Consider the following 24,718-nt stretch of genomic DNA (forward strand, 5'->3'; position numbering starts at 1 on the left):
AAGCTAGGTCCCGGGTCCCCCGGCTCCCAATGAGGGAACCCCCTAGGGGGTTGGGTGAGGGAAAACCCTCGGTCCGGCTCAGTTAACTAGCGCCTCGCTCACCGCGCTCGGCGAGCCGCCGCCAATCGGACGATGTCCACGCGCGAGCGGATGCCCAGCTTGCGGTACACCCGGGTCAGTGTGGCCTCGACCGTCTTCACGCTGACGAACAGCCGCGAAGCGATCTCCCGGTTGGTGGCCCCCTCCATGACGAGCGCGGCGACCTGACGCTCCATCGCGGCCAGACCGTCGAGCGCGTCCAAGGGGTCCCGGGCCGGTGGCGCGGGCTCCGGCTGCGGGGCGCGCAGGGCCTCGTCCACCTGGCGCAGCCAGGGCAGCGCCCGGCAGCGCCGGAACAGCCGTACGGCCTCGTCGTACGCCGCCCTTCGCGCGGCCGGGTTCTCCGCCCGCCGCGCGCGCAGCCGGGCCAGCGCGAACGCCGCCCGCGCCTCGTCCAGGCCGTTGCCGAGCCTGCCGAGCCGGTCCTGAGCGGACGTCAGTCCGGCGATGGCGGTCTCGTGGTCGCCGCGGGCGGCCCGGACCAGCGCCTCCGCCCGGTCCAGGACGGCGACGACACTCTCCCGGCCCAGCCTGACGGCGTGCTCCCGGGCCTCGTCGATGACCTGTTGCGCCTGGCCGTGCTCTCCGACGAGCACCAGGGCCTCCGCCAGGTCGCCGTGCCAGCGGCCGCGCGCCGGGTCGGTGATGCCGAGCCCCAGCTCCAGCTCCCGCACCCGGCCCAGCGACTCCACCGCGGACCGCGGCTCGCCGGCGACGAACTGGGCGTAGCCGAGAGCGGCCAGGGCGCGCGAGAGGTACATCTGGTCGCCGTCCTCCTCGGCGTGCCCGACCGCCTCACGGGCCAGCCCGAGCGCCCGTTCGGTGTCGCCGCCGGAGGCCTCGGCGAGCGAGGCCAGCATCGCGGACGCGCTCTCGCCGATGCCCGCGTCCCGGGCCAGCCGCAGGCTCTCCCGGGACAGTTCGAGGGCCCGTCCGCAGTGGCCGGCGCGCAGTTCGGTCTCGGCGCACATGCGCAGGTAGTGCACCTCGCTCTCGACCATGCCGCGCCGCCGCACCTCGCGCAGCAGCGCGGTGATGGTGGCCCGCGCCTCGGCGAGCTGGTCGCTCATCAGCAGCCAGCGGTAGCGGGCGTAGCCGACGCCGTTGTGGTGGCAGGCGACGTACGGGTCCTGCGGCTCCTCCAGGGCCCGTGCGGTGGTGGCGGCGGCGTCCGGATGGCCCATCAGGGTCTCGGTGGACGCCTGGAAGGCAAGCGCCATCAGCTCGGTGCGCCGGTCGCCGGCCCGCGCGGCCAGCTCCGCGGCGTGCGCGGCCTCCTGGCGGGCCTCGGTGAAGTCGCCCTGGACGACCAGCGCCCGCCAGGCGAGCTGGTAGCGGACCAGGGCGAGCAGCCGGGGGTCGTCCCCGGCGTCGGCCAGCGCCTGCGGGAAGACGGCGTCCACGTCGCCGAGCGCCTGCCCGGCCGACTCGATGACCACCATCCACGCCCGTACCCGTTCGGCGGCCAGCACGGCCCGGGACAGCACCTCGCGCGCGATGTCCCGCGCCAGGTCGGCCTCGCCGGCGGTGATGGCGTCCTCCGCGGCGCGCAGCCGCCGTTCCACCGGTCCCGGCTCGCCGGCCGCCGGCGTGTGCCGGGCGGCGAGCAGCCCGAGCGAGGCGGCCACCGAGGGCGCTCCGCGGTCCCGTGCCAGCGCGGCGGCCTCGGCGAGCCGGTCGGCCACCTCCGGGTCGGTGCCGGTGGTGGCCAGGGCCAGGTGCCGGGCCCGTTCGATCGGGTCCGAGGCCGCGGTCGACAGCGCGGCGTGCACCGCGCGCCGCTCCTGCGCGGGCGCCTCCGCGTACAGCGCGGCGGAGATCAGCGGGTGCGCGAACCGTACCGCCGGGTCGTCGGTCTCGGTGGCCAGCAGCCCGAGTTCGGCGGCCTGGGCGCACTCGGCCTCGGCGTGTTTCCGGCCGGCCGCGTGCAGCAGGGCCAGGGTGGGGCGGGCTCCGGCGCTGGCCAGCAGCAGGGTGCGACGGGCCTCCACCGACAGCAGGTCGAGCCGGCTGAGCACCAGGGCGCGCAGCGAGGTGGGCACCGGCAGCGGCTCGCCGGGCCGGGGCGGGGCCGGGTTCTCGGCCAGGACACGGCCCAGCTCCAGGGCGAACAGCGGGTTGCCGCCGCTGGTGCGGTGCACCTCCCGGACCGTGGAGCGGGGCAGGCCGTCGTAGCCGCGGTGGTTCAGCAGGGTGGTCAGTTCGGTGCGGGAGAGCGGGCCCAGCCGCACCGAGAGGGTGCCCGGCGGGCAGGCGCGCAGATGACGGTCGTAGGCCTCGTCCTCGGTGCGCACCGCGCACAGCATCTGCACGGGGGTGTCGCCGAGCCGGCGGGCCGCGAAGCCGAGCAGCTCGGCACTGGCCGGATCCAGCCACTGCAGATCGTCGGCGACGATCAGGACGGGGCCCTGGTCCGCGAGCGCCCGGAGCGCGGAGAGCACCGCGAGGCGCAGGGCCAGGCCGTCGCGCTGGAGGCTGGACTCGCCGCGGCCGGTGAGCGCCGACTCCAGGGCCGTGAGCTGGGCGGCGGGCAGCCGGGGGGCGACCTCCTCGAGCGCCAGGCCGAGGAGGTCGGCGAGGGCCAGGAACGGAAGGTGGGATTCGGACTCGGTCGCCGAGCAGCGCAGGACCCGGCGCGCGGTGGCGCCGTATTCCTCGGCCAATGCCCGCAGGACCGTGGATTTACCTATTCCGGCGGGGCCGTGGAGCAGCACGCTGCCACCCGAGTCGAGCTGGCCCCGGGCGCTCGCGAACAGCTCTTCGCGGCCGATGACCAGGTCGGGGCGGCATCGAACCGACTCCTGGAAGTCCCGTCGCACGGTCACCGCTCCCCTCCTGTGTCGTGTCCGGGCCAAATTCTAGGCAACGATCCTTGAAATTCGGACGGAAGCCGTGGTGAGGGAAATAACAAACGGTCAAGCGCAGGAAAAAATTCGCGGCATGGCCACAACAATGGGCAGGTTTCCTCACGAGCGTCACCGACCGGCCGGTCTCTACGGCAGGAGCCCCGCCCGGCGTGCCGCGGTCACCGCCTCCCCTCGAGTGTGCGCGCCCAGTTTCCGCATCGCCGAGCGCAGATAGCCCTTCACTGTCTCCGGGCGCAGACCCAGCCGCTCGGCCACGGCCGCGTTGGTCGCGCCCCCTGCCACCCAGGACAGCACGTCCAGCTCCCTCGGCGCCAGGCCCACGCCGCCCGACGGGCGCGGCGGGGCCAGCAGCCCGCACGCCGCCAGCAGCTCGGCGCGCAGTCCCGGGTCGGTGATCCGCGGCGCGAGCGCGCGCAGCGCCGCGTGCGCCTCGCGCACCTGCTCCTGGCCGGATTCCGCCCCCCGGCGCGCCCCGGTGGCCCCGGTCCGGGCCGCCGCGAGCAGTCCTCGTGCCTCCTCCCGCACCACCAGCGACTGCTCCACGTCCCGCGCCGCCGCCACCGCCGCGCCGAGCGTGCGGTCGCCGAGCGGGTGGGCCGAGCGCAGCGCTCCGTACAGCACCCCGCGCACCCGGCGCCGCACCACGACCGGCACCGCCAGGACCGCGTGGATGCCCTCGACGGCCACCGGTACGTCGTACTCGTGGCTGATCTGCCGCGAACCGGCGTAGTCCGTCACCGCGCACGGACGGGCCAGCGCCACCGCCCGGCCGCCCAGCCCGTTGCCGGAGGTCACCGCGAGGGACCGGAGGGCGGCGGTGTGGGTGCCGCTCAGCTCGCTGATCCGGATCTGCGGCCGGCCGGCCTCGACCAGCCCGCCGAAGGCGACCGGGAGCCCCGTGACGCGCCGCAGCCGGGCCAGCGCACCGCGAATCTCCGTTGCCGCCACGGCCTCTGCCTTCACCTCGTCGCTCCTTCGGCGCGCCTCACCGGGGACCCCACCCCCGTTCGGGGGTAGTGAGACCTGCATCACGGATTAGACGATGCCAGAGAGCCGCCCGGCAATGGTCCGGATTCTAGGAGGACACCGATGACGACGGCGACCGAGCTCTTCAGGACCGCGCGGGACTTCCTGCTGGAGCACCGCGAGGACTACACCCGCGCCTACGAGGGCTTCGTCTGGCCACGGCCCGAGCACTTCAACTGGGCACTGGACTGGTTCGACGTGATCGCCGAGGGCAACGACCGCACGGCGCTGCACATCATCGAGGAGGACGGCACCGAGACCAGGCTGACCTTCGCCGAGATGGCCGAGCGCTCCGACCGCGTCGCCGCCCATCTGCGCGCGCGGGGCGTCGGCGCCGAGGACCGGATCCTCGTCATGCTGGGCAACCAGGCCGAGCTGTGGGAGACCGCGCTGGCCGCGATGAAGCTGCGCGCGGTCGTCATCCCGGCCACCCCGCTGCTGGGCCCCGCCGACCTGCGCGACCGGGTGGACCGAGGCCGGGTGAAGCACGTGCTGGTGCGGGCCGAGGACACGGCCAAGTTCGCCGAGGTGCCCGGCACCTACACCCGGATCGCGGTCGGCGGGCTGCCGCAGGAGGGCTGGGAGCCGTACGAGGACGCGTACACGACCTCCGCCGACTTCGTCCCCGACGGCCCCACCCTGGCCGACGACCCGCTGATGCTGTACTTCACGTCCGGGACGACCGCCCGCCCCAAGCTGGTCGAGCACACCCACACCTCGTACCCCGTCGGGCACCTGGCCACCATGTACTGGATCGGCCTCAGGCCCGACGACGTGCACCTGAACATCTCGTCGCCCGGCTGGGCGAAGCACGCCTGGTCCAACCTGTTCGCCCCGTGGAACGCCGAGGCGACGGTCTTCATCCACAACTACACGCGCTTCGACCCCGCCCGCCTGATGGCCGAGATGGACCGGCACGCGGTCACCACCTTCTGCGCGCCGCCGACCGTGTGGCGGATGCTCATCCAGGCCGACCTCTCCCAGCTCGCCACCCCGCCGCGTGAGGTGGTCGCCGCGGGCGAGCCGCTCAATCCGGAGGTCATCGAGCAGGTCCGGCGGGCCTGGGGCGTCACGATCCGCGACGGCTTCGGGCAGACCGAGACGGCCGTGCAGGTCTCCAACAGCCCCGGGCAGCCGCTGAAGACCGGCTCCATGGGCCGGCCCAGCCCGGGCTTCCGGGTGGAACTGCTCGACCCGGTCTCCGGCGCCCCCGGCGCCGACGAGGGCGAGATCGCCCTCGACCTGTCCGAGCGCCCCGTCGGCCTGATGACCGGCTACCACGGCGACCCCGACCGCACGGCGGAGGCGATGTCGGGCGGCTACTACCGCACCGGCGACGTCGCGTCCCGTGACGCGGAGGGCTACCTGACCTACATCGGCCGCAGCGACGACGTCTTCAAGGCCTCGGACTACAAGATCAGCCCGTTCGAGCTGGAGAGCGCGCTGCTGGAGCACGAGGCCGTCGCCGAGGCGGCCGTGGTGCCCGCCCCCGACGAACTGCGGCTCGCCGTGCCCAAGGCGTACGTCGTCCTCGCCGAGGGCTGGCAGCCCGGCCCCGACACGGCCAAGGTCCTCTTCGAGCACTCCCGCCAGGTATTGGCCCCCTACAAGCGCGTCCGCAGGCTGGAGTTCGGCGCGCTGCCCAAGACCGTCTCCGGCAAGATCCGCCGCATCGAGCTGCGCGAGGCCACGGCCGCCGGCTCCGAACACGAGTACCTCGAGGAGGACTTCCGGTGACCTCGGAACTGTCGTACACCCACGGAACCGGCCACACCGCCCTGCTCGGCGACACCATCGGGGCCAACCTCGACCGCGCCGTGGCCGCCTGGCCCGAGCGCGAGGCCCTGGTCGACGTGGCCTCCGGGCGGCGCTGGACCTACGCCGGGTTCGCCGCCGACGTGGACCGGTTGGCGTGCGCGCTGCTCGCGAGCGGAATCGCCAAGGGCGACCGGGTCGGCATCTGGGCGGTGAACTGCGCGGAGTGGGTGCTCGTGCAGTACGCCACCGCCCGCGTCGGCGCCGTCATGGTCAACATCAACCCCGCCTACCGCACGCACGAGGTCCAGTACGTCCTGGAGCAGGCGGGCATCTCCCTGCTGTTCGCCACCGTCCGGCACCGGACGAGCGACTACCGGGCGATGGTGGAGGAGGTCCGGGGCCGCTGCCCGCGGCTGAGGGAGACCGTCTACATCGGCGATCCGGGCTGGGAGGCGTTCACCGAGCGGGGGTCCGACGTACCTCGGGCGGAACTACGGGCCCGCGAAGCCGAGTTGTCCTGCGACGACCCGATCAACATCCAGTACACCTCGGGCACCACGGGCTTCCCGAAGGGCGCCACGCTCTCCCACCACAACATCCTGAACAACGGCTACTTCGTGGGTGAGCTGGTCGCCTACACCGAACAGGACAGGATCTGCATCCCGGTCCCCTTCTACCACTGCTTCGGCATGGTCATGGGGAACCTGGCCGCCACCTCCCACGGTGCCTGCATGGTCGTCCCGGCGCCGTCGTTCGACCCGGAGGCGACCCTGGAGGCCGTCCAGCGGGAGCGCTGCACCTCGCTGTACGGCGTCCCGACCATGTTCATCGCGGAGCTGAACCTGCCCGGCTTCGCCGGCTACGACCTCTCCTCCCTGCGCACCGGCATCATGGCGGGCTCGCCCTGCCCGGTGGAGGTGATGAAGCGGGTGGTCGCCGAGATGCACATGGCGGAGGTCTCCATCTGCTACGGCATGACCGAGACCTCCCCGGTCTCCCTGCAGACCCGCGTCGAGGACGACCTGGAGCACCGCACCGCAACCGTCGGCCGGGTCCTGCCGCACCTGGAGGTCAAGGTCGTCGACCCGGTCTCCGGGGTCACCCGGCCGCGCGGCACGGCGGGGGAGCTGTGCACCCGCGGCTACAGCGTGATGCTCGGCTACTGGGACGAGCCCGGGAAGACCGCCGAGGCCGTCGACGCCGGCCGCTGGATGCACACCGGCGACCTGGCGGTGATGCGGGAGGACGGGTACGTCGAGATCGTCGGCCGCATCAAGGACATGATCATCCGTGGCGGCGAGAACGTCTACCCGCGTGAGATCGAGGAGTTCCTCCACGCCCACCCCGGGATCCGGGACGTCCAGGTCGTCGGCGTACCGGACGAGAAGTACGGGGAGGAGGTCCTGGCCTGCGTCATCCCCCTGGATCCCGCCGATCCGCTCACGCTGGAGGACCTGCGTGCCTTCTGCCGTGACCGGCTCGCCCACTACAAGATCCCCAGCCGGCTGCAGATCCTGGAGACCTTCCCGATGACGGTCTCGGGCAAGGTGCGCAAGGTGGAGCTGCGGCAGGCCTACGGGGGCTGACGGCGACAGGCCCGTTCAGGCCGCGCCGCGTCCGGCGAGGAGTCTGCCGGGCCCGTTCACCGGTGTGGCCGTCCCCCCGTCGTCGAGGGTGAACAGGGGGACGGCCAGGGCGTCGGCCTGGGCCCGGGCCGACGCGGTGTAGCCGGCGGCGGAGAAGTAGACGCAGTGCGCGGACTCCGTCATGGCCGTCAGCCAGAGGCACTCCACGTCCCGCGGCGATGCCGGGCGCGCCGCCGGATCGACCCGCACGACCAGGCCGGGCGCGGCCAGGCCGATGCCGGACGGCGGGCGCTGGTCGGCGCGCCGGATGTCCCGGTGGCCGAGCCGGCGCAGGCACAGCACCGCGGCGGTGACCGCGTCCCGCGCGGCGGCGACGGCGGCGGTCCGCCCCGCGGGACGGTGGCCGGGGCCCGGTGACGGGGCCCCGGCCACCGGTATGCGCAGCACCGTGCCGCACGGGCAGCCCAGTTCCGGGTGCGGCCACTGGTTGCGGCGGCCGCAGGCCGTGCAGCGCACCGTGACCCAGTCCTCGTCCCAGGCCCGGTGGGCGAGCACGGCCGGTCCGGCCACCCTGTCCAGCCGCGGGGCGCTGGGGGCGCCGCAGGCGCACGGGTACGGGGGTGCGGTGTAGACGTGCTCGCGCCGGCAGGCCGGGCAGTGCAGCGGAACGCTCTCGGGCATGGCCCATCCATCTCCAGGCGTCGCGTCGGGGGCAGCGTCCATCGTCCTCCATCCCGGTCCGCCTGTCCGGCTCTTGGAGCCTCTGCCCGGCCCGGCTCCCGGCGGCTGCCGGCCTCTCTTGACGGCGCCCGGCGCCCCCCTTACATTACTTCCAGATAGTAGAAGTTAACTTCCGCAATACGGAAACGTGAGCGGAGGTAATCCGATGACTCTGGAGACGGTGCTCACCGCGGGGCGCGACGGGAGTACGCATCCGGCAGCCGAGGCAGGAGTACTCGATGGCCCGAATGACCGCTGCCCGCGCGGCAGTTGAGATCCTCAAGCTCGAGGGCGTCAGCGACGCCTTCGGTGTGCCCGGCGCGGCGATCAACCCGTTCTACAAGGCGCTCCAGCAGGGTGGCGGCATCCACCACACCCTCGCCCGCCACGTCGAGGGCGCCTCGCACATGGCCGAGGGCTACACCCGAGCCCGCCCCGGCAACATCGGTGTCTGCATCGGCACCTCCGGGCCCGCCGGCACCGACATGATCACCGGCCTGTACTCGGCCATCGGCGACTCCGTCCCGATCCTGTGCATCACGGGCCAGGCGCCCACCGGCGTGATGCACAAGGAGGACTTCCAGGCCGTCGACATCGCCGCCATCGCCCGCCCGGTGACGAAGATGGCGGTGACCGTCATGGAGGCCGCGCAGGTCCCCGGCGTCTTCCAGCAGGCGTTCCACCTGATGCGCTCCGGCCGTCCCGGCCCGGTCCTGATCGACCTGCCGATCGACGTCCAGCAGACGGAGATCGAGTTCGACCCGGAGACCTACGCGCCGCTGCCGGTCCACCGGCCCGTCGCCACCCGCGCCCAGATCGAGAAGGCGCTGTCCTTCCTGCTCGCCGCCGAACGCCCGGTCATCGTCGCCGGCGGCGGTGTCATCGGCGCCGACGCCTGCGACCTGCTGACCGAGTTCGCCGAACTGACCCGGACCCCGGTCATCCCGACCCTGATGGGCTGGGGCGCGCTGCCCGACGACCACGAGCTGAACGCCGGCATGGTCGGCGTGCAGACCTCGCACCGCTACGGCAACGCCACCTTCCTGGAGTCGGACTTCGTCCTCGGCATCGGCAACCGCTGGGCCAACCGCCACACCGGCTACAAGCTCGACACCTACCGCCGCGGCCGCAAGTTCGTCCACGTCGACATCGAGCCCACCCAGATCGGCCGGATCTTCCCGCCGGACTACGGGGTCGTCTCCGACGCCCGGGCCGCGCTGGAGCTGTTCGTCGAGGCCGCCCGGGAGCTGAAGGCGGCGGGCAGGCTGCCCGACCGCACCGACTGGGTCGACTCCACCCGGGAACGCAAGGCCACCCTGCTGCGCCGTACGCACTTCGACGACGTGCCGATGAAGCCCCAGCGCGTGTACGAGGAGATGAACCGGGCGTTCGGCCCGGAGACCCGGTACGTCACCACCATCGGCCTCTCCCAGATCGCCGGCGCGCAGATGCTGCACGTCTACAAGCCGCGCCACTGGATCAACTGCGGTCAGGCCGGCCCGCTCGGCTGGACCATTCCCGCCGCGATCGGCGTCGCCAAGGCCGACCCGGACTCACCGGTCGTCGCCCTCTCCGGCGACTACGACTTCCAGTTCCTGATCGAGGAGCTGGCGGTCGCCGCCCAGCACCGCATCCCCTACGTGCACGTCCTGGTGAACAACGCCTACCTGGGCCTGATCCGGCAGGCGCAGCTCGGACTGGACATCGACTTCCAGGTCAACCTGGAGTTCGAGAACATCAACACCCCCGAGATCGGCGTCTACGGCGTCGACCACGTCAAGGTCGCCGAGGGCCTGGGCTGCAAGGCGATCCGGGTCACCGAGCCGGACCAGCTCGGCCCCGCCTTCGAGCAGGCCAGGAAACTGGCCGTCGAGTACCGGGTGCCGGTCGTCGTCGAGGCGATCCTGGAGCGGGTCACCAACATCTCGATGAGCCGGACCATGGACATCAGCGACATCACCGAGTTCGAGGACCTCGCCACCGAGCCCGGCCACGCGCCGACGGCGATCGGTGCGCCGCGGGGCTGAGCCGCGAGTGCGGCAGGGGCGGCCCGTCCGGGGAGGACGGGCCGCCCCTGCGGCGTGCGGTGCGGGCGGCGGCCGTCCGCGCTCAGTCGAACCCGCCGCCCCCGCAGCCACCGCCGAAGTCGTGCCCGCCGTGGAAGCCACCGTGGTGGTGGCCGCCGTGCGCCCCGCCGCCGGAGCCGCCGCCGTCCGCGGCCCGGCAGGTGTCGTCCCCGTGGAAGGCGACGGCGCGGACTCCACCGCCCCGGCCGAAGGGGAACAGGCCCTCGTCCGCCAGGGCGCCGGGGCCGGTGAGCCCGGAGTCCCGGGCGAAGCGGGGCAGCAGCGCCGTCAGCGCGCGCCCGCCGTGCAGGGCCACCGTGAGCAGCACCTCCTCCTCAACCAGGCCGTGCGAGCCGGCCCGCTCCGCCGGCATCGGACGGTGCTCGCGCAGGTCGGCCAGGATCCGGCGGGCGGCGCGGGTGCGGCCCGGCGGCAGCGTTCGCAGCAGCCGGGCGGCCACGAGTTCGTCCCGCATCCCGGCGAGCGCGCGCCGGACCACCGCCCGGCCGGGCAGCTCCCGTGGCCCGGCCGGGCGGTAGAGGCCGGTACGGACCGCCTTCTCCAGGGGATGGCGGACGGCCCCGGCGGCCCGCGGGCCGGTCCTGCGCACCGTCCCCGGGCGGCCCGCGTCGACCGCGCCCCGCAGATGCAGGGCGAGCACGGCGACGGTCACGGCGGCCCGGTCGCCGCCCCGCAGCAGGGCGATCGCGTACGGGTCCGGAGGCGACGTCGCGGGGTCCGGCGTCGTCGTACGGTCCATGAGGCACCCCCGTACGGGGCCCGCCGCCCCCGTGCCGGCGGGTCCCGCATGGTCACAATGTGCCCGGCCGCGGCATGGCCGCGGAAGCCCGAACGGCCTTGTTCAGAGCTTGATTTGAGGTATGCGTAGGCCGGGTACGGCCTCCGCCGTACCCGGCCGCCGCATCAGGGCTCGTGCTCCGTCAGGCCGGGCCAGTCCTCCGGCCCGCCGCCCTGCCATTCCACGAGGTCGCTCTCCTCGACCTCGATCCGGTCCAGGTCGGCCAGCCGCAGGATCTCCACCACGTCGTCCAGGTGGGAGGCGAGCCCCAGGGTCACGTCCCCCTCGGTGACCCGCCGGGAGCCGTCCAGGGCCGGTGCGTGGACCACGATGTGCGGATACTGCGTCGGATTTCCCATGGGTTCAGCGTCCTGCGGACGCGCCCCACACGCACGCCGGGAGCCGCGTGCCGTGTGGTGGCCGTCCGGCGGGCGAGGCTGGGCGCGACAGGACGTTCGCGCCGCCGGACGGCTGACTGCGGGACCTCTGCGGGACCTCCGCGCGAGGCCGTGACCGGAGGACCGCGGCGGCAGCGACGGAGCCGGGAGGCCTTCCCTCTGGTCGAGAAGGGACCCGCGTCCTTCACCACCGCACTGGCTCGCGCCGCCGCGGTCCTCGTCGTGCCCGCCGTACCGAGAGGTGACCCCTCATCCGGACCGCTCGGTCGCGGGTCGTGCGCGTCCGGTTCCCGGCCTCCCCGCCGGGTCCCGGACGCCGTCCTCGGGGCCTCAGTCCTCGCGCAGGGCGCGGACCGCCTCCTCCACGCGCCGGCCGTACTCGGGGTCGGCGGCGTGGAAGTGGGCCAGGTTCTTCTCGATCACGTCGTCGCGGGAGACCTGCGAGAGGCCGCCGGCGATGTTCGCGACCAGCCGCTGCCGCTCCTCCTCGGACATCAGCCGGTACAGCTCGCCCGCCTGGAAGAAGTCGTCGTCCTTGGTGTGCCGCGGGGCCTCGTGGGTGCCGGTGTGACCGGACACGGCCACCGGGGCCGACAGCGGGCGGCCGGTCTCCACCGGGCCGTCGTAGGAGTTCGGCTCGTAGTTCTTCGTGTGCCGGCCCTGGGCGTTGACCGCCATGAGGCCGTCGCGGCCGTGGTTGTGCGCGGTCGTCGCCCTCGGCGCGTTGACCGCGAGCAGGGTGTGGTTGACGCCCAGGCGGTACCGGTGCGCGTCCGCGTAGGCGAAGAGCCGGCCCTGGAGCATCTTGTCGGGCGACGGGCCGATGCCCGGCACGAAGTTGTTCGGGGAGAACGCGGCCTGCTCCACCTCGGCGAACACGTTGTCCGGGTTGCGGTCCAGCACCAGTCGGCCCACGCGCCGCAGCGGGTAGTCGGCGTGCGGCCACACCTTCGTCAGGTCGAACGGGTTGAAGCGGTAGTCCGCCGCCTCGGCCGCCGGCATGATCTGGACGTAGAGGGTCCAGGACGGGTGCACACCCCGCTCGATGGCCTGCAGCAGGTCCGTCTGGTGTGAGTTGGGGTCCGTGCCCGCGATCTCGGCGGCCTGCTCGCCACTCAGCGAGCGGACGCCCTGGTTCGTCTTGAAGTGGTACTTGACGAAGAAGGCCTCGCCGTCGGCGTTCGTCCACTGGTAGGTGTGCGAGCCGTAGCCGTTCATGTGCCGGTACGACGCCGGGATGCCGCGGTCGCCCATCAGCCAGGTCACCTGGTGCGTGGCCTCGGGGGAGTGGGCCCAGAAGTCCCAGACGTTGTCGGGCTCCTGGCGCCCGGTGAACGGGTCGCGCTTCTGCGAGTGGATGAAGTCCGGGAACTTGATCGGGTCCTTGACGAAGAACACCGGGGTGTTGTTGCCGACGAGGTCGTAGTTGCCCTCGGCGGTGTAGAACTTCACCGCGAAGCCGCGCGGGTCGCGGACGGCGTCGGCGCCGCCGAGGGAGTCGGCGACCGTGGAGAAGCGGGCGAACACCTCCGTGCGCCGGCCGATCTCGCCGAGGAAGTCGGCGTGGGTGAAGCCGGTGACGTCGTCCGTCACCTCGAAGTGGCCGTACGCGCCGGAGCCGCGGGCGTGCACGACCCGCTCCGGGATCCGCTCGCGGTTGAAGCGCGCGAGCTTCTCCAGGAGGTACTGGTCCTGGAGCAGCAGGGGGCCGCCGATGCCGGCGGAGGCGGAGTTCTGGTTGTCGGCGACCGGGGCGCCGGACTCGGTCGTGAGCACGCGCTTCGACATCGTGGACCTTCCGTGCGGGAGTCAGCGGAAACCTGTTTCCGCTTCGTGGAGCCTAGAAGTGGGGGAACGGGGCGTCAACAGTTTGTTGAAGCAGGTTCCGGGCCGCGGTACCGCCTGGGCGCGACAGGACAGGTGTCGGCGGCGCCGCGGCCCGGAAGTCGGGGGGTGGGTCAGACCCGGGCGCCGGAGAGGCGCTCCACGGCCCGCAGCAGGGCCGAGTGGTCCAGGCCGCCGTCGCCCTGGGCGCGCAGGGACGCGACGAGCTGGGCGACCACGGCGCCGACCGGCAGGGCGGCGCCGACGTTGCGGGCGGCGTCGGTGACGATGCCCATGTCCTTGTGGTGCAGGTCGATCCGGAAGCCCGGCTTGAAGTCGCGGTCGAGGAAGTTGTCCTTCTTGCGCGTCAGCACGGTGGAGCCCGCGAGGCCGCCGTTCAGGACGTCCAGCGCGGCCTTCAGGTCCACCCCGGACTTCTCCAGGAACACCACCGCCTCGGCGCAGGCCTGGATGTTCACCGCCACGATGAGCTGGTTGGCGGCCTTCACGGTCTGACCCGAGCCGTGCGGGCCGCACAGCACGATGGTCCTGCCCAGCGCCTCGAAGAGGGGCCTGGCCTCGTCGAAGTCGGCCTGCTCGCCGCCGACCATGATCGACAGCACCGCCTCGACGGCGCCGGCCTCGCCGCCGGAGACCGGGGCGTCCAGGACCCGGATGCCCTTTTCCGCGGCGGCCTTCGCGAGGTCGGAGGAGGTCTGCGGGGTGATCGAGGACATGTCGATCAGCAGCGCGCCGGACCTGGCGTTCTCCAGGATGCCGTCGGGGCCGTAGGCGATGGCCTCGACCTGCGGGGAGGCCGGCACCATCGTGATCACCACGTCGGCGTCCCGGACCGCCTCGGCGATCGAGCCGGCCGCGGAGCCGCCGGCGGCGGCCAGGCGGTCCAGCTTCTCCTGCTCCAGGGTGAAGCCGGTGACGTCGTAACCCGCCTTGATCAGGTTCTCGGACATGGGGGAGCCCATGATGCCGAGGCCGATCCAGGCGATCTTGGGGAGGTTGCTCATGACAGGGTGCCTTTCGGTACGGGGGTCAGCGGGGCAGCCAGTCGAAGGCCTCGGCGCTCGGGCGGTCGCCCGGCTTGTACTCGAGGCCGACCCAGCCGTCGTAGCCCGCCTTCTTCAGTTGGTCGAGGAGGTCCTCGAGGGGCAGGGAGCCGGTGCCGGGCGCACCGCGCCCCGGGCTGTCGGCGATCTGCACGTGGCCGGTCCGCGCGGCGTACTGCTCGATCACGGCCGGCAGGTCCTCGCCGTTCATGGCCAGGTGGTACAGGTCCATGAGGAACCTGGCGTTGCCGAGCCCGGTCGCCTCGTTCACCCGGTCGACGACCTCCACCGCGGCCTGCGCCGACACCAGCGGGTACCGCGGCGACTCGGGCTCGTTCAGCGCCTCGATCAGCAGCACCGCGCCGATCCGGTCGGCCGCCCGGGCCGCGAGGACGAGGTTCTCCAGGGCGAGCGCGTCCTGCTCGGCCGGGTCCACTCCCTCGACGCGGTTGCCGTACAGGGCGTTGAGTGCCGTGCAGCCGAGGGAGGCGGCGAAATCGGCGGCCACGTCGATGTTGGCGCGGAACCGCTCCGACTCCGCGCCGGGCACCGACAGGGCTCCGCGGTCCGGGCCCGGCAGCCGTCCGGCGTAGAAGTTCAGCCCCGTCAGCCGGACCCCCGCGTCCTCGATGGCCCGCTTCAGGGCGTCGAGCTCGGACGGCTCCGGGGTGGGGGAGTCGATCCAGGGCCACCACAGCTCGACCGCCGTGAAGCCCGCCGCCGCGGCGGCCGCGGGGCGCTCCAGGAGCGGGAGCTCCGTGAAGAGGATCGACAGGTTGACGTTGAAGCGCTGGTCTGCGAATCCCACGGGGGCGGCGCTCCCTTCCTGTAATTCCATAATGTGGAAGTTTGTTTCTGCTTAACGGAAGACTGCCTGTGAGGCTCGCGGCTTGTCAAGGGGGGACCGGTGCCGGTCCTCGGCCGGACCTGCCCAGGAGCCTTGGTCGCGGGTTAGGTTGAGCGCGTGCGATTGAGAGTGGAGTTCACGACCGAGCCCTTCGATCTGGAGGAGGCGCCCGCGCACGCCCTGGCGGCCCGCGAGGTCATCGAGGCGGCCGAGCTGGACGCCGTGGACGTCGGTCCGTTCGGCAACACCGCCGAGGGTGGCGCGGACAGCGTGCTGACGGCCGTGGACGCGCTGCTGCGCAAGTCCCTCCAGGCCGGAGCCACCCGGATCTCGCTGCAGGTCAGCGTGGCCGGGGAGGACGGGAAGTGACCGGTTCCGGGGACGAGTCCTTCATCGCGGCCGTGAAGCCGCTGGTCGACGCCATGGGGGGCGACATGCTCCCGCCCGACGAGGCCGGCCCCGACGACGTCGTGCTCTCCTGGGAGGGTGCCGACGTGGTCGCCGTCCGCCTGCCCCAGCTCGCCGACTCCCTCGACCACATCCTCGCCGCGATGGAGCGTCGGCAGGGCATGCCCCTGGCCGACCTGGACCGCAGGGCCAAGCAGGAGGTCGTGCGCGTTCTGGAGGCGCGGGGCGCCTTCTCCGTCCGGCACGGGGTGGAGACCGTGGCCGGCGCGCTCGGCGTGAGCCGCTTCACCGTCTGCAACTACCTCAACCGCGAGAAGGAGGGCTGACGCCGCCGGAAGTAACGCGGAATTTTCAACAAAGTGTTGACGTCGTGTTTCGGAGGGCGTTAGCTACTGGGCAGCCCGTTCAGCTCGAAGGCCGTTTCCGGCCACGGAGGCTCCCGTGACTACGACACCCACGCCCCCGGCTCTGGCCCGGTTCAACGTCCTGGAGGAGCAGGCGGCCCTCGCCGTCCTCCACGAGGCGTGCGCCTCCACCGAGTGGGCCCGGCGGCTGCTGGCCGGCCGGCCGTACGCCACCGTGGCGGACCTGCACGCGGCCAGTGACGCCGCGACGGCCGGGCTGGGCGCCGCCGACCTCGCGGAGGCGATGGCCGGGCACCCGCCGATCGGCCGCCCCGCGCCGGGCGATCCGACCTCCGCGCGGGAACAGCGCGGCATGGCGGACGCCGCCGCGGAACTCAAGGCCGAGATGCTCGAACTCAACCTGGCCTACCAGGAGCGGTTCGGCCATGTCTTCCTCATCTGCGCCACCGGCCGCAGCGGGGAGCAGATGCGGGACGCGGCCAGGGAACGGCTCGGCAACCCGCCCGAGCGGGAGAGGGAGATCGTCCGCACCGAGCTGGGGAAGATCAACCGCATCCGACTGGCCCGACTCGTCGAAGAGGACGCCTGACACCATGAGCACCAGCACCACCGCCTCCGTGTCCACGCACATCCTGGACACCTCCGCCGGCCGCCCCGCCGAGGGCGTCGCCGTCCGGCTCGCCGCCCGTCAGGGCCGGGACGCGGACTGGCAGGCGCTCGGCGGCTCGGCGACCGACGCCGACGGCCGGTGCAAGGACCTGCCGGCGCTGCCGGAGGGCACCACCCACGTACGGCTCGACTTCGCCGTGGAGCCGTACTTCGAGAAGAAGCAAGCCGATGCGCAGCAGGACGCCCCCGCGAATCGGGACAGCGGGCCCGCGGTGTTCTTCCCGGAGGTGGCGATCACGTTCGCCGTCGAGCCGGGCGAGCACTACCACGTACCGCTGCTGCTCAACCCGTTCGGCTACTCCGTTTACCGAGGGAGCTAGCTAATGCCCACCATCCTGGGACAGAACCAGTACGGCAAGGCCGAGAACCGGGTCGTAAAGATCACGCGGGACGGCGCCACCCACCACATCAAGGACCTGAACGTCTCCGTCGCCCTCAGCGGCGACATGGAGGAGGTCCACTACTCGGGCTCCAACGCCAACGTCCTGCCGACCGACACCACCAAGAACACGGTGTTCGCGTTCGCCAAAGAGCACGGCATCGAGTCGGCCGAGCAGTTCGGGATCCACCTCGCCCGCCACTTCGTCACCTCGCAGCCGGCCATCCAGCGCGCCCGCATCCGCGTGGAGGAGTACGCCTGGGAGCGGATCGAGACCTCCGACGCCAACTCGAAGTTCATCGGCGCGGACGAGGTCAAGCACTCGTTCGTGCGCAAGGGCCAGGAGACCCGGCTGGCCCAGATCACCTATGACGGCTCGTCGTGGGAGGTGGTCTCGGGCCTGAAGGACCTGACGGTGATGAACTCGACCAACTCCGAGTTCTGGGGCTACGTCAAGGACCGGTACACCACCCTGAAGGAGGCGCACGACCGCATCCTGGCCACCTCGGTGTCCGGCCGCTGGCGCTTCAACTGGACCGACGACGAGCAGCGGATGCCCAACTGGGAGAAGTCCTACGAGCAGGTGCGCAAGCACATGCTCCAGGCCTTCGCCGAGACGTACTCCCTCTCGCTGCAGCAGACCCTGTACCAGATGGGCTCGCGCATCATCAACAACCGCAGCGAGATCGACGAGGTCCGCTTCTCGCTGCCCAACAGCCACCACTTCCTCGTGGATCTCGAGCCCTTCGGGCTGAAGAACGACAACGAGGTCTACTTCGCCGCCGACCGGCCCTACGGCCTGATCGAGGGGACCGTCCTGCGGGACGGCTGCGAGGCGCGCATCCCGGTGGACCTCACCAACCTCTAGGGTCACTCGTTCGGATCACGCCGGGCTCGCGGGTCCGGCCCGATCCGAACGCAAGACCCCAGCCCGTTCACCCTCTCGGCACCCGCGACCGGGGAACCCATGTCCCCGGTCGCGGCACTCAAATCCTCCAGGGTCCTGCCGTGCCCACCCATTTCAGTCCGCTGAGCGAGAAGGACGAACCATGGCAGCAGCCCAGCGCATCGTCATCGAGAACTGCTCGATCGCGACCGTCGACGCCGACGACACCGAGTACGCCTCCGGACACCTGGTCATCGCCGGCAACCGCATCGAGGCGGTCGGCGCGGGCAGGGCGCCCGAAGGCCTGGAGAACGTCGTACGCCGTATCGACGCCACCGGGCACCTCGTCACCCCGGGCCTGATCAACACCCACCACCACTTCTACCAGTGGATCACCCGGGGCCTGGCCACCGACCACAACCTCTTCGACTGGCTGGTCGCGCTGTACCCGACCTGGGCGCGCATCGACGAGCCGATGGTGTACGCGGCGGCGCGGGGCTCCCTGGCGATGATGGCCCGCGGCGGTGTCACCACGGCCATGGACCACCACTACGTGTTCCCGCACGGCTCCGGCGACCTGTCCGGCTCGATCATCCGCGCCGCGCGGGAGACGGGCGTCCGCTTCACCCTCGCCCGCGGCTCCATGGACCGCAGCGAGAAGGACGGCGGCCTGCCCCCGGACTTCGCCGTCGAGACCCTCGAAGGAGCCCTCGCGGCCACCGAGGCGACCGTCAAGGAGCACCACGACTCCTCCTTCGACGCCATGACCCAGGTCGCCGTCGCCCCCTGCTCACCCTTCTCCGTCTCCACGGAGCTGCTCCGGCAGGGCGCCGAACTGGCGCGCGGTCTCGGGGTGCGACTGCACACCCACGGTTCGGAGACCGTGGAGGAGGAGAAGTTCTGCCACGAGTTGTTCGGCATGGGCCCGACCGACTACTTCGAGTCCACCGGCTGGCTCGGCGAGGACGTGTGGATGGCGCACTGCGTCCACATGAACGACTCCGACATCGCCGCCTTCGCCCGCACCAGGACCGGTGTCGCCCACTGCCCCTCCTCCAACGCCCGGCTGGCCGCGGGTATCGCCCGGGTCCCGGACATGCTGGCCGCCGGTGTCCCGGTCGGTCTCGGCGTGGACGGCACCGCCTCCAACGAGTCCGGCGAACTCCACACCGAGCTGCGCAACGCGCTGCTGATCAACCGCCTCGGCCGGCACAAGGAGGCCGCGCTGAACGCCCGGCAGGCGCTGCGGCTCGGCACCCACGGCGGCGCCTCGGTGCTCGGCCGGGCCGCCGAGACCGGTTCGCTGGAGGCGGGCAAGCTGGCCGACCTGGTGCTGTGGAAGCTGGACACCCTCGCCCACGCCTCCATCGCCGACCCGGTGACCGCCCTGGTCTTCGGCGCGGCGGCCCCGGTCACCGCCTCCTTCGTGAACGGCCGGCAGATCGTCGAGGACGGCCGCCTGCTGACCGTCGACGAGGACTCCATCGCCCGCTCCACGCGGGACGAGGCCCGGCGTCTGGCGCGCATCGCCGCCCAGGGCTGAGCCGGCACCGGAACTCCGGCCGGGAGGGACGGCTCCCGGCCGGCAGCGGTGGACCCCAGCGGTCCACAGCGGCCGGCTCCGGGGCGCGCGTGAAGGGCGCGCGCCCCGGAACGGTCTCCGTCCACGGCCCCTGCGGGGCCCATCGCCCCCTCCCGCACTCCCGACTCCGCTCGAGCGGGAGGCCCCCATGCCCGTCGTGCACCACCTCCCTGAAACCGCGTCAGAGCCGACGTGTCCCACCGACCGGAGGAGCCGCCGTGCCCGCCCACCCCGACGAGCAGTCCGTCGAGCAGTCCGTCCACCCCGTGGACGAGAGACTCCCCGCCCTGAAGATGGCGACCAGCGGCCTGCAGCACGTGGCCGCCATGTACGCGGGGGTCGTCGCCCCGCCCCTGATCGTCGGCGCGGCCGCAGGCCTGTCCGCCACCGACCTCACCTTCCTCACCGGAGCCTGCCTGTTCACCGCGGGCCTCGCGACCTTCCTGCAGACCCTCGGCATCTGGAGGATCGGCGCCCGGCTGCCCTTCGTCAACGGCGTCACCTTCGCCGGCGTCGCCCCCATGACGGCGATCGTCGCCTCCGCCGAGGACCGCTCCGACGCCCTGCCGATGATCTTCGGCGCGGTCATCGTCGCCGGACTCCTCGGCTTCCTCGCGGCCCCCGTGTTCTGCAAGGCGGTCCGCTACTTCCCACCGGTGGTCACCGGCACGGTCATCACCCTGATCGGCGTCTCCCTGCTGCCGGTCGCCTTCAACTGGGCGCAGGGTCCCGACCCGGCCGCCCACGACTACGGTTCGGCCACCAACCTCACCCTGGCCGGCGCCACCCTGCTGCTCGTGCTGCTGCTGCGCCGGTTCACGCGCGGCTTCGTCAAGCAGATCGCCGTCCTGCTCGGCCTGATCGCGGGCACCCTGATCGCGATACCTTTCGGTGTCACGGACTTCGCCCCGGTGACGAAGGCGGCCGTGGTGGGCTTCCCGACGCCGTTCCACTTCGGCGCCCCGCAGTTCCACGTCGCGGCGATCCTGTCGATGTGCGTGGTGATGGTGGTGTCGATGACGGAATCGACGGCGGACATGCTGGCCCTGGGTGAGATCGTCGACCGCCCCGCGGACGAGCGGACCATAGCGGCGGGCCTGCGCGCCGACACCCTGGGATCGGCCCTGAGCCCGGTCTTCAACGGATTCATGTGCAGCGCCTTCGCACAGAACATCGGACTGGTCGCCATGACCCGGATCCGCAGTCGCTTCGTGGTCGCCGTCGGCGGCGGCTTCCTGGTCCTGATGGGCCTGTGCCCGATGGCCGCCTCGCTGATCGCGGTCGTCCCCCGTCCGGTCCTCGGCGGCGCCGGTGTCGTGCTGTTCGGCTCCGTCGCCGCCAGCGGCATCCAGACCCTGGTCCGGGCCGGCCTGGAGCGGGACAGCAACGTGCTGATCGTGGCCGTGTCCCTCGCGGTCGGCATCATCCCGATCACGGCGCCGGATTTCTACCACGCCTTCCCGGACACCGCGAAGATCGTCCTCGACTCCGGCATCTCCACCGGTTGCGTCACCGCGGTCCTCCTCAACCTGGTCTTCAACCACCTCGGCCGCAGCCGTGACGCCTCCGACGTCACCCATCCGATGGAGTCGGGCGAGGAACTGGCTCCCGTCCACTGAGACCGGCGTGACCCGCGGGAGGCGGGGCGGGACACGGTCCCGCCCCGCCTCCCGCGGGTGCGGCCGGGTGCGCCGTGGGCGAGCATGGAGGCCGGTGCGAGGAGGGAGTCCGATGGCGCGCAGGAACACCGGTGCCACCGTCCGGGCGGTGGAGACGGACCCCTGCCCGGTGCGGGAGGTCCTCGACCGGGTGGCCGGCAAGTGGAGCGTGCAGATCCTCGTCGCCGCCGCAGCGGGGCCCCTCCGGTTCACCGAGCTGGAACGCGCCATCGAGGGCATCAGCCGCCGCATGCTGTCCCTGACCCTGCGCCATCTGGAGCGGGACGGCCTGGTCACGCGCACCGTGCATGCCACGGTTCCGCCCAGGGTGGAGTACGAAGTGACCTCCGTCGCGGATGACTTGCTCCCGGCGCTGCGACGGCTGGCCCACTGGGCCGAGCGCAACCGGGGGTACGTCGCCGAGGCCCGGGCGGCCTACGACGCCCAGCACCCGCCGGAGCTGCTCGACGCGTAGGACCCGCGGTCACAGGCCGAGCAGGCCGGGGTCCGTCGCCAGCGCCCCGAACACCTTCCGCGGGTCGGAGAGCAGTTTCCGCTCCGTCAGGTCGAGCATGCCGCCCACCGCGGTGACCTCGGCCGCCACCGTGCCGTCCGGCTTGCGCATCTCCTGCCGGATCCGGAAGGTCTTGCCCTCGCCCCACTCGAACGCGCAGCTCACGTCGACCTCGTCGCCGGCGAGCAGCTCCCGGCGGTAGCGGATCGTCGTCTCCAGGGCCACCGGACCCACCCCCCGGGCGCGCAGCCCGGCCTGGGTCATCCCGGCGGCCTGGAGCAGCGACCAGCGGGCGTGCTCCGCGTAGTTGAGGTACACCGCCTGGTTGAGATGGCCCTGCACATCGGTCTCGTAACCGCGGACGGTCACACGGACGGAAAACGGTTCGGCCACGGCCGGCGCCCCTTCGTCGTTCGGAACCTGACCCATCGATCCTCACACCCCGCTCAGGCCCGCCGCGGCGACGCCAGCAGATAGCGGACCCCGGTCCTGGGCTCCGTGTACGCGCCGGCCTGCCAGCCCGCCCGCTCCAGCGTCGCCGTGCACGCGGCCAGGGCCGGCTCGTCCGGTGCGTACACGGCGACCGCCTCCGGCTGCGGGGTCGCCCGTACCCGGTAGCCGTCGCCGTCCGGGTCCGCCGGGCGGTGCCCGGCGGCCTCCAGGGCGAGCGCGGCGGCCCGCACCAGGTGTGTCCGCTCCCAGCCGCACGGGCGGTCGGTCGCGCCGTCCGGGCTGGTCATCCGGCGCAGCTCCAGCAGCCCCTGCCAGGCGCCGCGCACCTCCCGCAGCCGGGCCGGCCCGGACCGCGGCGCGTCCTCCTCGCCACCGACGCGCGCCGCGAACCCCCCGGCGGGTGCGGGCCCGCCGGCTGTCTCCTGCGACCGGGGCTCCGCCTCGCGTGTCCGGTGCCCGGCGGGGGTGAGGAAGTGGTCGTGCGGCGGCCGCGGGTGCCGGAAGGCGAGCCCCCGCCTCACCAGCGCGTCCAGTTGCGTCCGCGTCGCGCGCAGCCGCCCGGTCACCGGATCGGCGGCCTCGATCAGCCGTCGCTGCGCGACGGTCGGCGGTCGTGTCACGGCGGGCCCCCTTCCGATGCGCCGGCGCCCCGGCAGCCGCCGGGCGGCGACTCGTTCCGAGCGTACGACCGGGGTCTGACAACGGGCCCGGCCGCGGGCCCCGGACCGGTCAGCCGGGCGCGCGCACGTTCCACCCCGCGACCACGGGCCGTCCGTGCTCGGTGCCGAGCCGGCCCAGTGAGCCCGTCGCGAGCTGGAACAGCGCCCCGCGCTGCGGCGCCAGCCCGAGCCGGCGCGCGGTGAGGACCCGCAGGAAATGGCCGTGGGCGACCAGCAGGACCACTCCCTCGGTGTTGGCGAGCGCGGCGTCCACCTTGCCGAGCATCCGGTCCGCCCGCTCCCCGACCTGCTCCGGGGTCTCCCCGGGACGCTCCGGCGGTCCGGGGGCGACCCCGTCCGTGAACAGGAACCAGTCGGGCCGCTCCCGCTGGATCTCCACGGTGGTCACGCCCTCGTACCCGCCGTAGTCCCACTCGAGCAGGTCGGCGTCGACCCGGGCGTCGTGGACGCCGATGAGGGCGGCGGTCTCGCGGGCCCGCTGCAGGGGGCTGACGAACGCGGCGCCGATGCGGTGCGAGCGGATCAGCGGAACCAGCCGGCGCGCCTCCTCCCGGCCGTGTTCGGTCAGGGGTACGTCGGTCCGGCCGGTGTGCCGTCCGGACCGGGACCACTCGGTCTCACCGTGGCGGACAAGAAAAAGGTCACCCACGTCAACACCCTTCCCGCCGACCTTCACCGCATGCCCCAGAACGGTGTCATACCGCCGCGGCGGCCCGCAGGGCGGGTTGGGCCGGACGGCCGTTCACGCCCCTTCCGGGCGCACACCGGACCAGCGTCCGTGGCCCTCTCGCCGCCGTGCGGGCACCGCGCCGGGAGGGCTACCCCTGGCGGTACCCGCCGAGGAAGCGCCCGATCCGGCCGATCGCCGCCTCCAGGTCGTCCGCGTGCGGGAGGGTGAGGATGCGGAAGTGGTCGGGCGCGGGCCAGTTGAAGCCGGTGCCCTGGACCACCTGGATCTTCTCGCGCAGCAGGAGGTCGAGCACGAACCTCTCGTCGTCGTGGATCCGGTGCACCTTCGGGTCCAGGCGCGGGAAGGCGTACAGCGCCCCCTTGGGCTTCACGCAGGACACCCCGGGGATCTCGTTGAGCTTCTCCCAGGCCGTGTTCCGCTGCTCGTGCAAGCGCCCTCCCGGGGAGGTGAGTTCGCCGATGGACTGGCGGCCGCCGAGCGCGGCCTGGATGGCGTACTGCGCGGGCGCGTTGGCGCACAGCCGCATCGAGGCCAGCATGGTCAGGCCCTCCAGGTAGTCCTTGGCATGCTGCTTGGGGCCGGTGACGACCAGCCAGCCGGAGCGGAAGCCCGCCACCCGGTACGTCTTCGACAGGCCGCAGAAGGTGAGGACCACCAGGTCGGGGGCGAGGGCGGCGGCGGAGTGGTGGACGGCGTCGTCGTAGAGGATCTGGTCGTAGATCTCGTCGGCGAGGACCATCAGGCCGTGGCGGCGGGCCAGGTCCAGGATGCCCTCCACCACCTCCTTCGGGTAGACCGCGCCGGTGGGGTTGTTGGGATTGATGATCACCACGGCCTTGGTGCGGTCGGTGATCTTCGACTCCAGGTCGGCCAGGTCCGGGTTCCAGTCGGCCCGCTCGTCGCAGAGGTAGTGCACGGCCCTGCCCCCGGCCAGCGTGGTGACCGCCGTCCAGAGGGGGAAGTCCGGGGCGGGGATCAGGATCTCGTCGCCGTCCTCGACCAGTGCCTGTACGGCCATGGAGACCAGCTCGGAGACGCCGTTGCCGAGGAACACGTCGTCGACGTCCACCGCGAGGCCCAGGGTCTGATAGCGCTGGGCCACCGCGCGGCGGGCGGACAGCACACCGCGCGAGTCCGTGTAGCCGTGCGCGCGGGGCAGCATCCGGATCATGTCCTGGAGGATCTCCTCGGGCGCCTCGAAGCCGAACAGCGCCGGGTTGCCCGTGTTCAGGCGCAGCACGCTGTGGCCGGCCTCCTCCAGCGCGTCCGCGTGCTCTATCACCGGGCCGCGGATCTCGTAACAGACCTCGCTGAGCTTGTTCGACTGCCGGAACTCCATGCGCCCCTCCGGGAACTCGTGTTGCTTGGTTTTACCAAGC

The 24,718-nt window shown here is 72.6% G+C and carries 23 protein-coding genes; 11 read left to right on the top strand and 12 right to left on the bottom strand.

Translation table 11 applies throughout. The features are described from left to right. Positions 1-98 precede the first annotated feature (98 nt). The gene (locus MXD57_RS18535; protein WP_250402635.1) at positions 99-2,924 is read right to left on the bottom strand and encodes a helix-turn-helix transcriptional regulator; all 2,826 of its coding nucleotides are present in this window, start codon (positions 2,922-2,924) and stop codon (positions 99-101) included. A 168-nt stretch (positions 2,925-3,092) separates the two neighbouring features. Continuing rightward, positions 3,093-3,929 carry a helix-turn-helix transcriptional regulator gene (locus tag MXD57_RS18540; protein WP_250402636.1) on the bottom strand — a complete coding sequence of 279 codons (837 nt, stop codon included), beginning with the start codon at positions 3,927-3,929 and terminating at the stop codon, positions 3,093-3,095. 126 nt (positions 3,930-4,055) lie between these two features. On the opposite strand from MXD57_RS18540, the gene MXD57_RS18545 reads away from it, so the two are divergent. Then, positions 4,056-5,729: an AMP-binding protein gene (locus MXD57_RS18545; RefSeq protein ID WP_250402637.1), complete on the top strand. Its 1,674-nt coding sequence runs from the start codon at positions 4,056-4,058 to the stop codon at positions 5,727-5,729. Further along, positions 5,726-7,336 (top strand): AMP-binding protein, encoded by a 1,611-nt coding sequence (locus tag MXD57_RS18550; RefSeq protein ID WP_250402638.1) that lies wholly within the window; start codon positions 5,726-5,728, stop codon positions 7,334-7,336. The genes MXD57_RS18545 and MXD57_RS18550 overlap by 4 nt, the downstream gene beginning before the upstream one ends. 15 nt (positions 7,337-7,351) lie before the next feature. Here the strand turns inward: MXD57_RS18550 and MXD57_RS18555 are convergent, their stop codons facing one another. Next, positions 7,352-8,017, bottom strand: a complete 666-nt coding sequence (locus tag MXD57_RS18555) for a hypothetical protein (RefSeq protein ID WP_250402639.1) — start codon at positions 8,015-8,017, stop codon at positions 7,352-7,354. A 278-nt stretch (positions 8,018-8,295) separates the two neighbouring features. Between MXD57_RS18555 and gcl the strand changes: the two genes are divergently transcribed. Next, positions 8,296-10,083, top strand: a complete 1,788-nt coding sequence (gene gcl / locus MXD57_RS18560; protein ID WP_250402640.1) for a glyoxylate carboligase — start codon at positions 8,296-8,298, stop codon at positions 10,081-10,083. A gap of 82 nt (positions 10,084-10,165) precedes the next feature. Here gcl and MXD57_RS18565 read toward each other — a convergent pair whose 3' ends face one another. From MXD57_RS18565 to MXD57_RS18585, 5 genes are all read right to left on the bottom strand, one after another. Then, positions 10,166-10,882: a TIGR04222 domain-containing membrane protein gene (locus MXD57_RS18565; RefSeq protein ID WP_250402641.1), complete on the bottom strand. Its 717-nt coding sequence runs from the start codon at positions 10,880-10,882 to the stop codon at positions 10,166-10,168. A 164-nt stretch (positions 10,883-11,046) separates the two neighbouring features. Next, a complete protein-coding gene (locus tag MXD57_RS18570; protein ID WP_250402642.1) occupies positions 11,047-11,280 on the bottom strand; it encodes a hypothetical protein in 234 nt (77 codons plus the stop codon). A 369-nt stretch (positions 11,281-11,649) separates the two neighbouring features. After that, positions 11,650-13,107, bottom strand: a complete 1,458-nt coding sequence (locus MXD57_RS18575; protein WP_250402643.1) for a catalase — start codon at positions 13,105-13,107, stop codon at positions 11,650-11,652. A gap of 170 nt (positions 13,108-13,277) precedes the next feature. Continuing rightward, entirely contained in the window at positions 13,278-14,168 is an 891-nt protein-coding gene (locus MXD57_RS18580; RefSeq protein ID WP_250402644.1) for a 2-hydroxy-3-oxopropionate reductase, read from the bottom strand. Positions 14,169-14,193: 25 nt separating this feature from the next. Beyond that, on the bottom strand, positions 14,194-15,015 hold the full coding sequence (locus tag MXD57_RS18585) for a TIM barrel protein (RefSeq protein ID WP_250402645.1): 822 nt from the start codon (positions 15,013-15,015) through the stop codon (positions 14,194-14,196). A gap of 156 nt (positions 15,016-15,171) precedes the next feature. Here MXD57_RS18585 and MXD57_RS18590 point away from each other — a divergent pair, with 156 nt between their 5' ends. The 8 genes from MXD57_RS18590 (at position 15,172) to MXD57_RS18625 (ending at position 21,476) form a co-directional block, all read left to right on the top strand. Further along, entirely contained in the window at positions 15,172-15,423 is a 252-nt protein-coding gene (locus MXD57_RS18590; RefSeq protein ID WP_250402646.1) for a thiamine-binding protein, read from the top strand. Further along, positions 15,420-15,788, top strand: coding sequence for a helix-turn-helix domain-containing protein (locus MXD57_RS18595; protein WP_250402647.1), 369 nt, complete (start codon positions 15,420-15,422; stop codon positions 15,786-15,788). The genes MXD57_RS18590 and MXD57_RS18595 overlap by 4 nt, the downstream gene beginning before the upstream one ends. Positions 15,789-15,903: 115 nt before the next feature. Then, the gene (gene uraD / locus MXD57_RS18600; protein WP_250402648.1) at positions 15,904-16,416 is read left to right on the top strand and encodes a 2-oxo-4-hydroxy-4-carboxy-5-ureidoimidazoline decarboxylase; all 513 of its coding nucleotides are present in this window, start codon (positions 15,904-15,906) and stop codon (positions 16,414-16,416) included. 4 nt (positions 16,417-16,420) lie between these two features. Beyond that, a complete protein-coding gene (gene uraH / locus MXD57_RS18605; protein ID WP_250402649.1) occupies positions 16,421-16,816 on the top strand; it encodes a hydroxyisourate hydrolase in 396 nt (131 codons plus the stop codon). Between the two features lie 3 nt (positions 16,817-16,819). Next, complete coding sequence (pucL, locus tag MXD57_RS18610; protein WP_250402650.1) at positions 16,820-17,743, top strand: factor-independent urate hydroxylase; 924 nt, start codon at positions 16,820-16,822, stop codon at positions 17,741-17,743. A 181-nt stretch (positions 17,744-17,924) separates the two neighbouring features. Next, on the top strand, positions 17,925-19,304 hold the full coding sequence (locus tag MXD57_RS18615) for an 8-oxoguanine deaminase (protein ID WP_250402651.1): 1,380 nt from the start codon (positions 17,925-17,927) through the stop codon (positions 19,302-19,304). Positions 19,305-19,561: 257 nt separating this feature from the next. Continuing rightward, positions 19,562-20,962: a nucleobase:cation symporter-2 family protein gene (locus MXD57_RS18620; RefSeq protein ID WP_308290831.1), complete on the top strand. Its 1,401-nt coding sequence runs from the start codon at positions 19,562-19,564 to the stop codon at positions 20,960-20,962. 112 nt (positions 20,963-21,074) lie between these two features. Further along, positions 21,075-21,476: a winged helix-turn-helix transcriptional regulator gene (locus MXD57_RS18625; RefSeq protein WP_250402652.1), complete on the top strand. Its 402-nt coding sequence runs from the start codon at positions 21,075-21,077 to the stop codon at positions 21,474-21,476. A 9-nt stretch (positions 21,477-21,485) separates the two neighbouring features. On the opposite strand, the gene MXD57_RS18630 is transcribed toward MXD57_RS18625, so the two are convergent. The 4 genes from MXD57_RS18630 to MXD57_RS18645 form a co-directional block, all read right to left on the bottom strand. Then, positions 21,486-21,908 carry an acyl-CoA thioesterase gene (locus tag MXD57_RS18630; protein ID WP_250402653.1) on the bottom strand — a complete coding sequence of 141 codons (423 nt, stop codon included), beginning with the start codon at positions 21,906-21,908 and terminating at the stop codon, positions 21,486-21,488. Between the two features lie 53 nt (positions 21,909-21,961). Beyond that, positions 21,962-22,588 carry a hypothetical protein gene (locus MXD57_RS18635; protein WP_250402654.1) on the bottom strand — a complete coding sequence of 209 codons (627 nt, stop codon included), beginning with the start codon at positions 22,586-22,588 and terminating at the stop codon, positions 21,962-21,964. A 109-nt stretch (positions 22,589-22,697) separates the two neighbouring features. After that, positions 22,698-23,297, bottom strand: coding sequence for a histidine phosphatase family protein (locus MXD57_RS18640; protein WP_250402655.1), 600 nt, complete (start codon positions 23,295-23,297; stop codon positions 22,698-22,700). Positions 23,298-23,466: 169 nt separating this feature from the next. After that, the gene (locus MXD57_RS18645) at positions 23,467-24,678 is read right to left on the bottom strand and encodes a pyridoxal phosphate-dependent aminotransferase (RefSeq protein ID WP_250402656.1); all 1,212 of its coding nucleotides are present in this window, start codon (positions 24,676-24,678) and stop codon (positions 23,467-23,469) included. Between the last annotated feature and the right edge of the window lie 40 nt (positions 24,679-24,718).

It is taken from the genome of Streptomyces cellostaticus, assembly GCF_023630175.1.
Lineage (GTDB): Bacteria > Actinomycetota > Actinomycetes > Streptomycetales > Streptomycetaceae > Streptomyces > Streptomyces cellostaticus_A.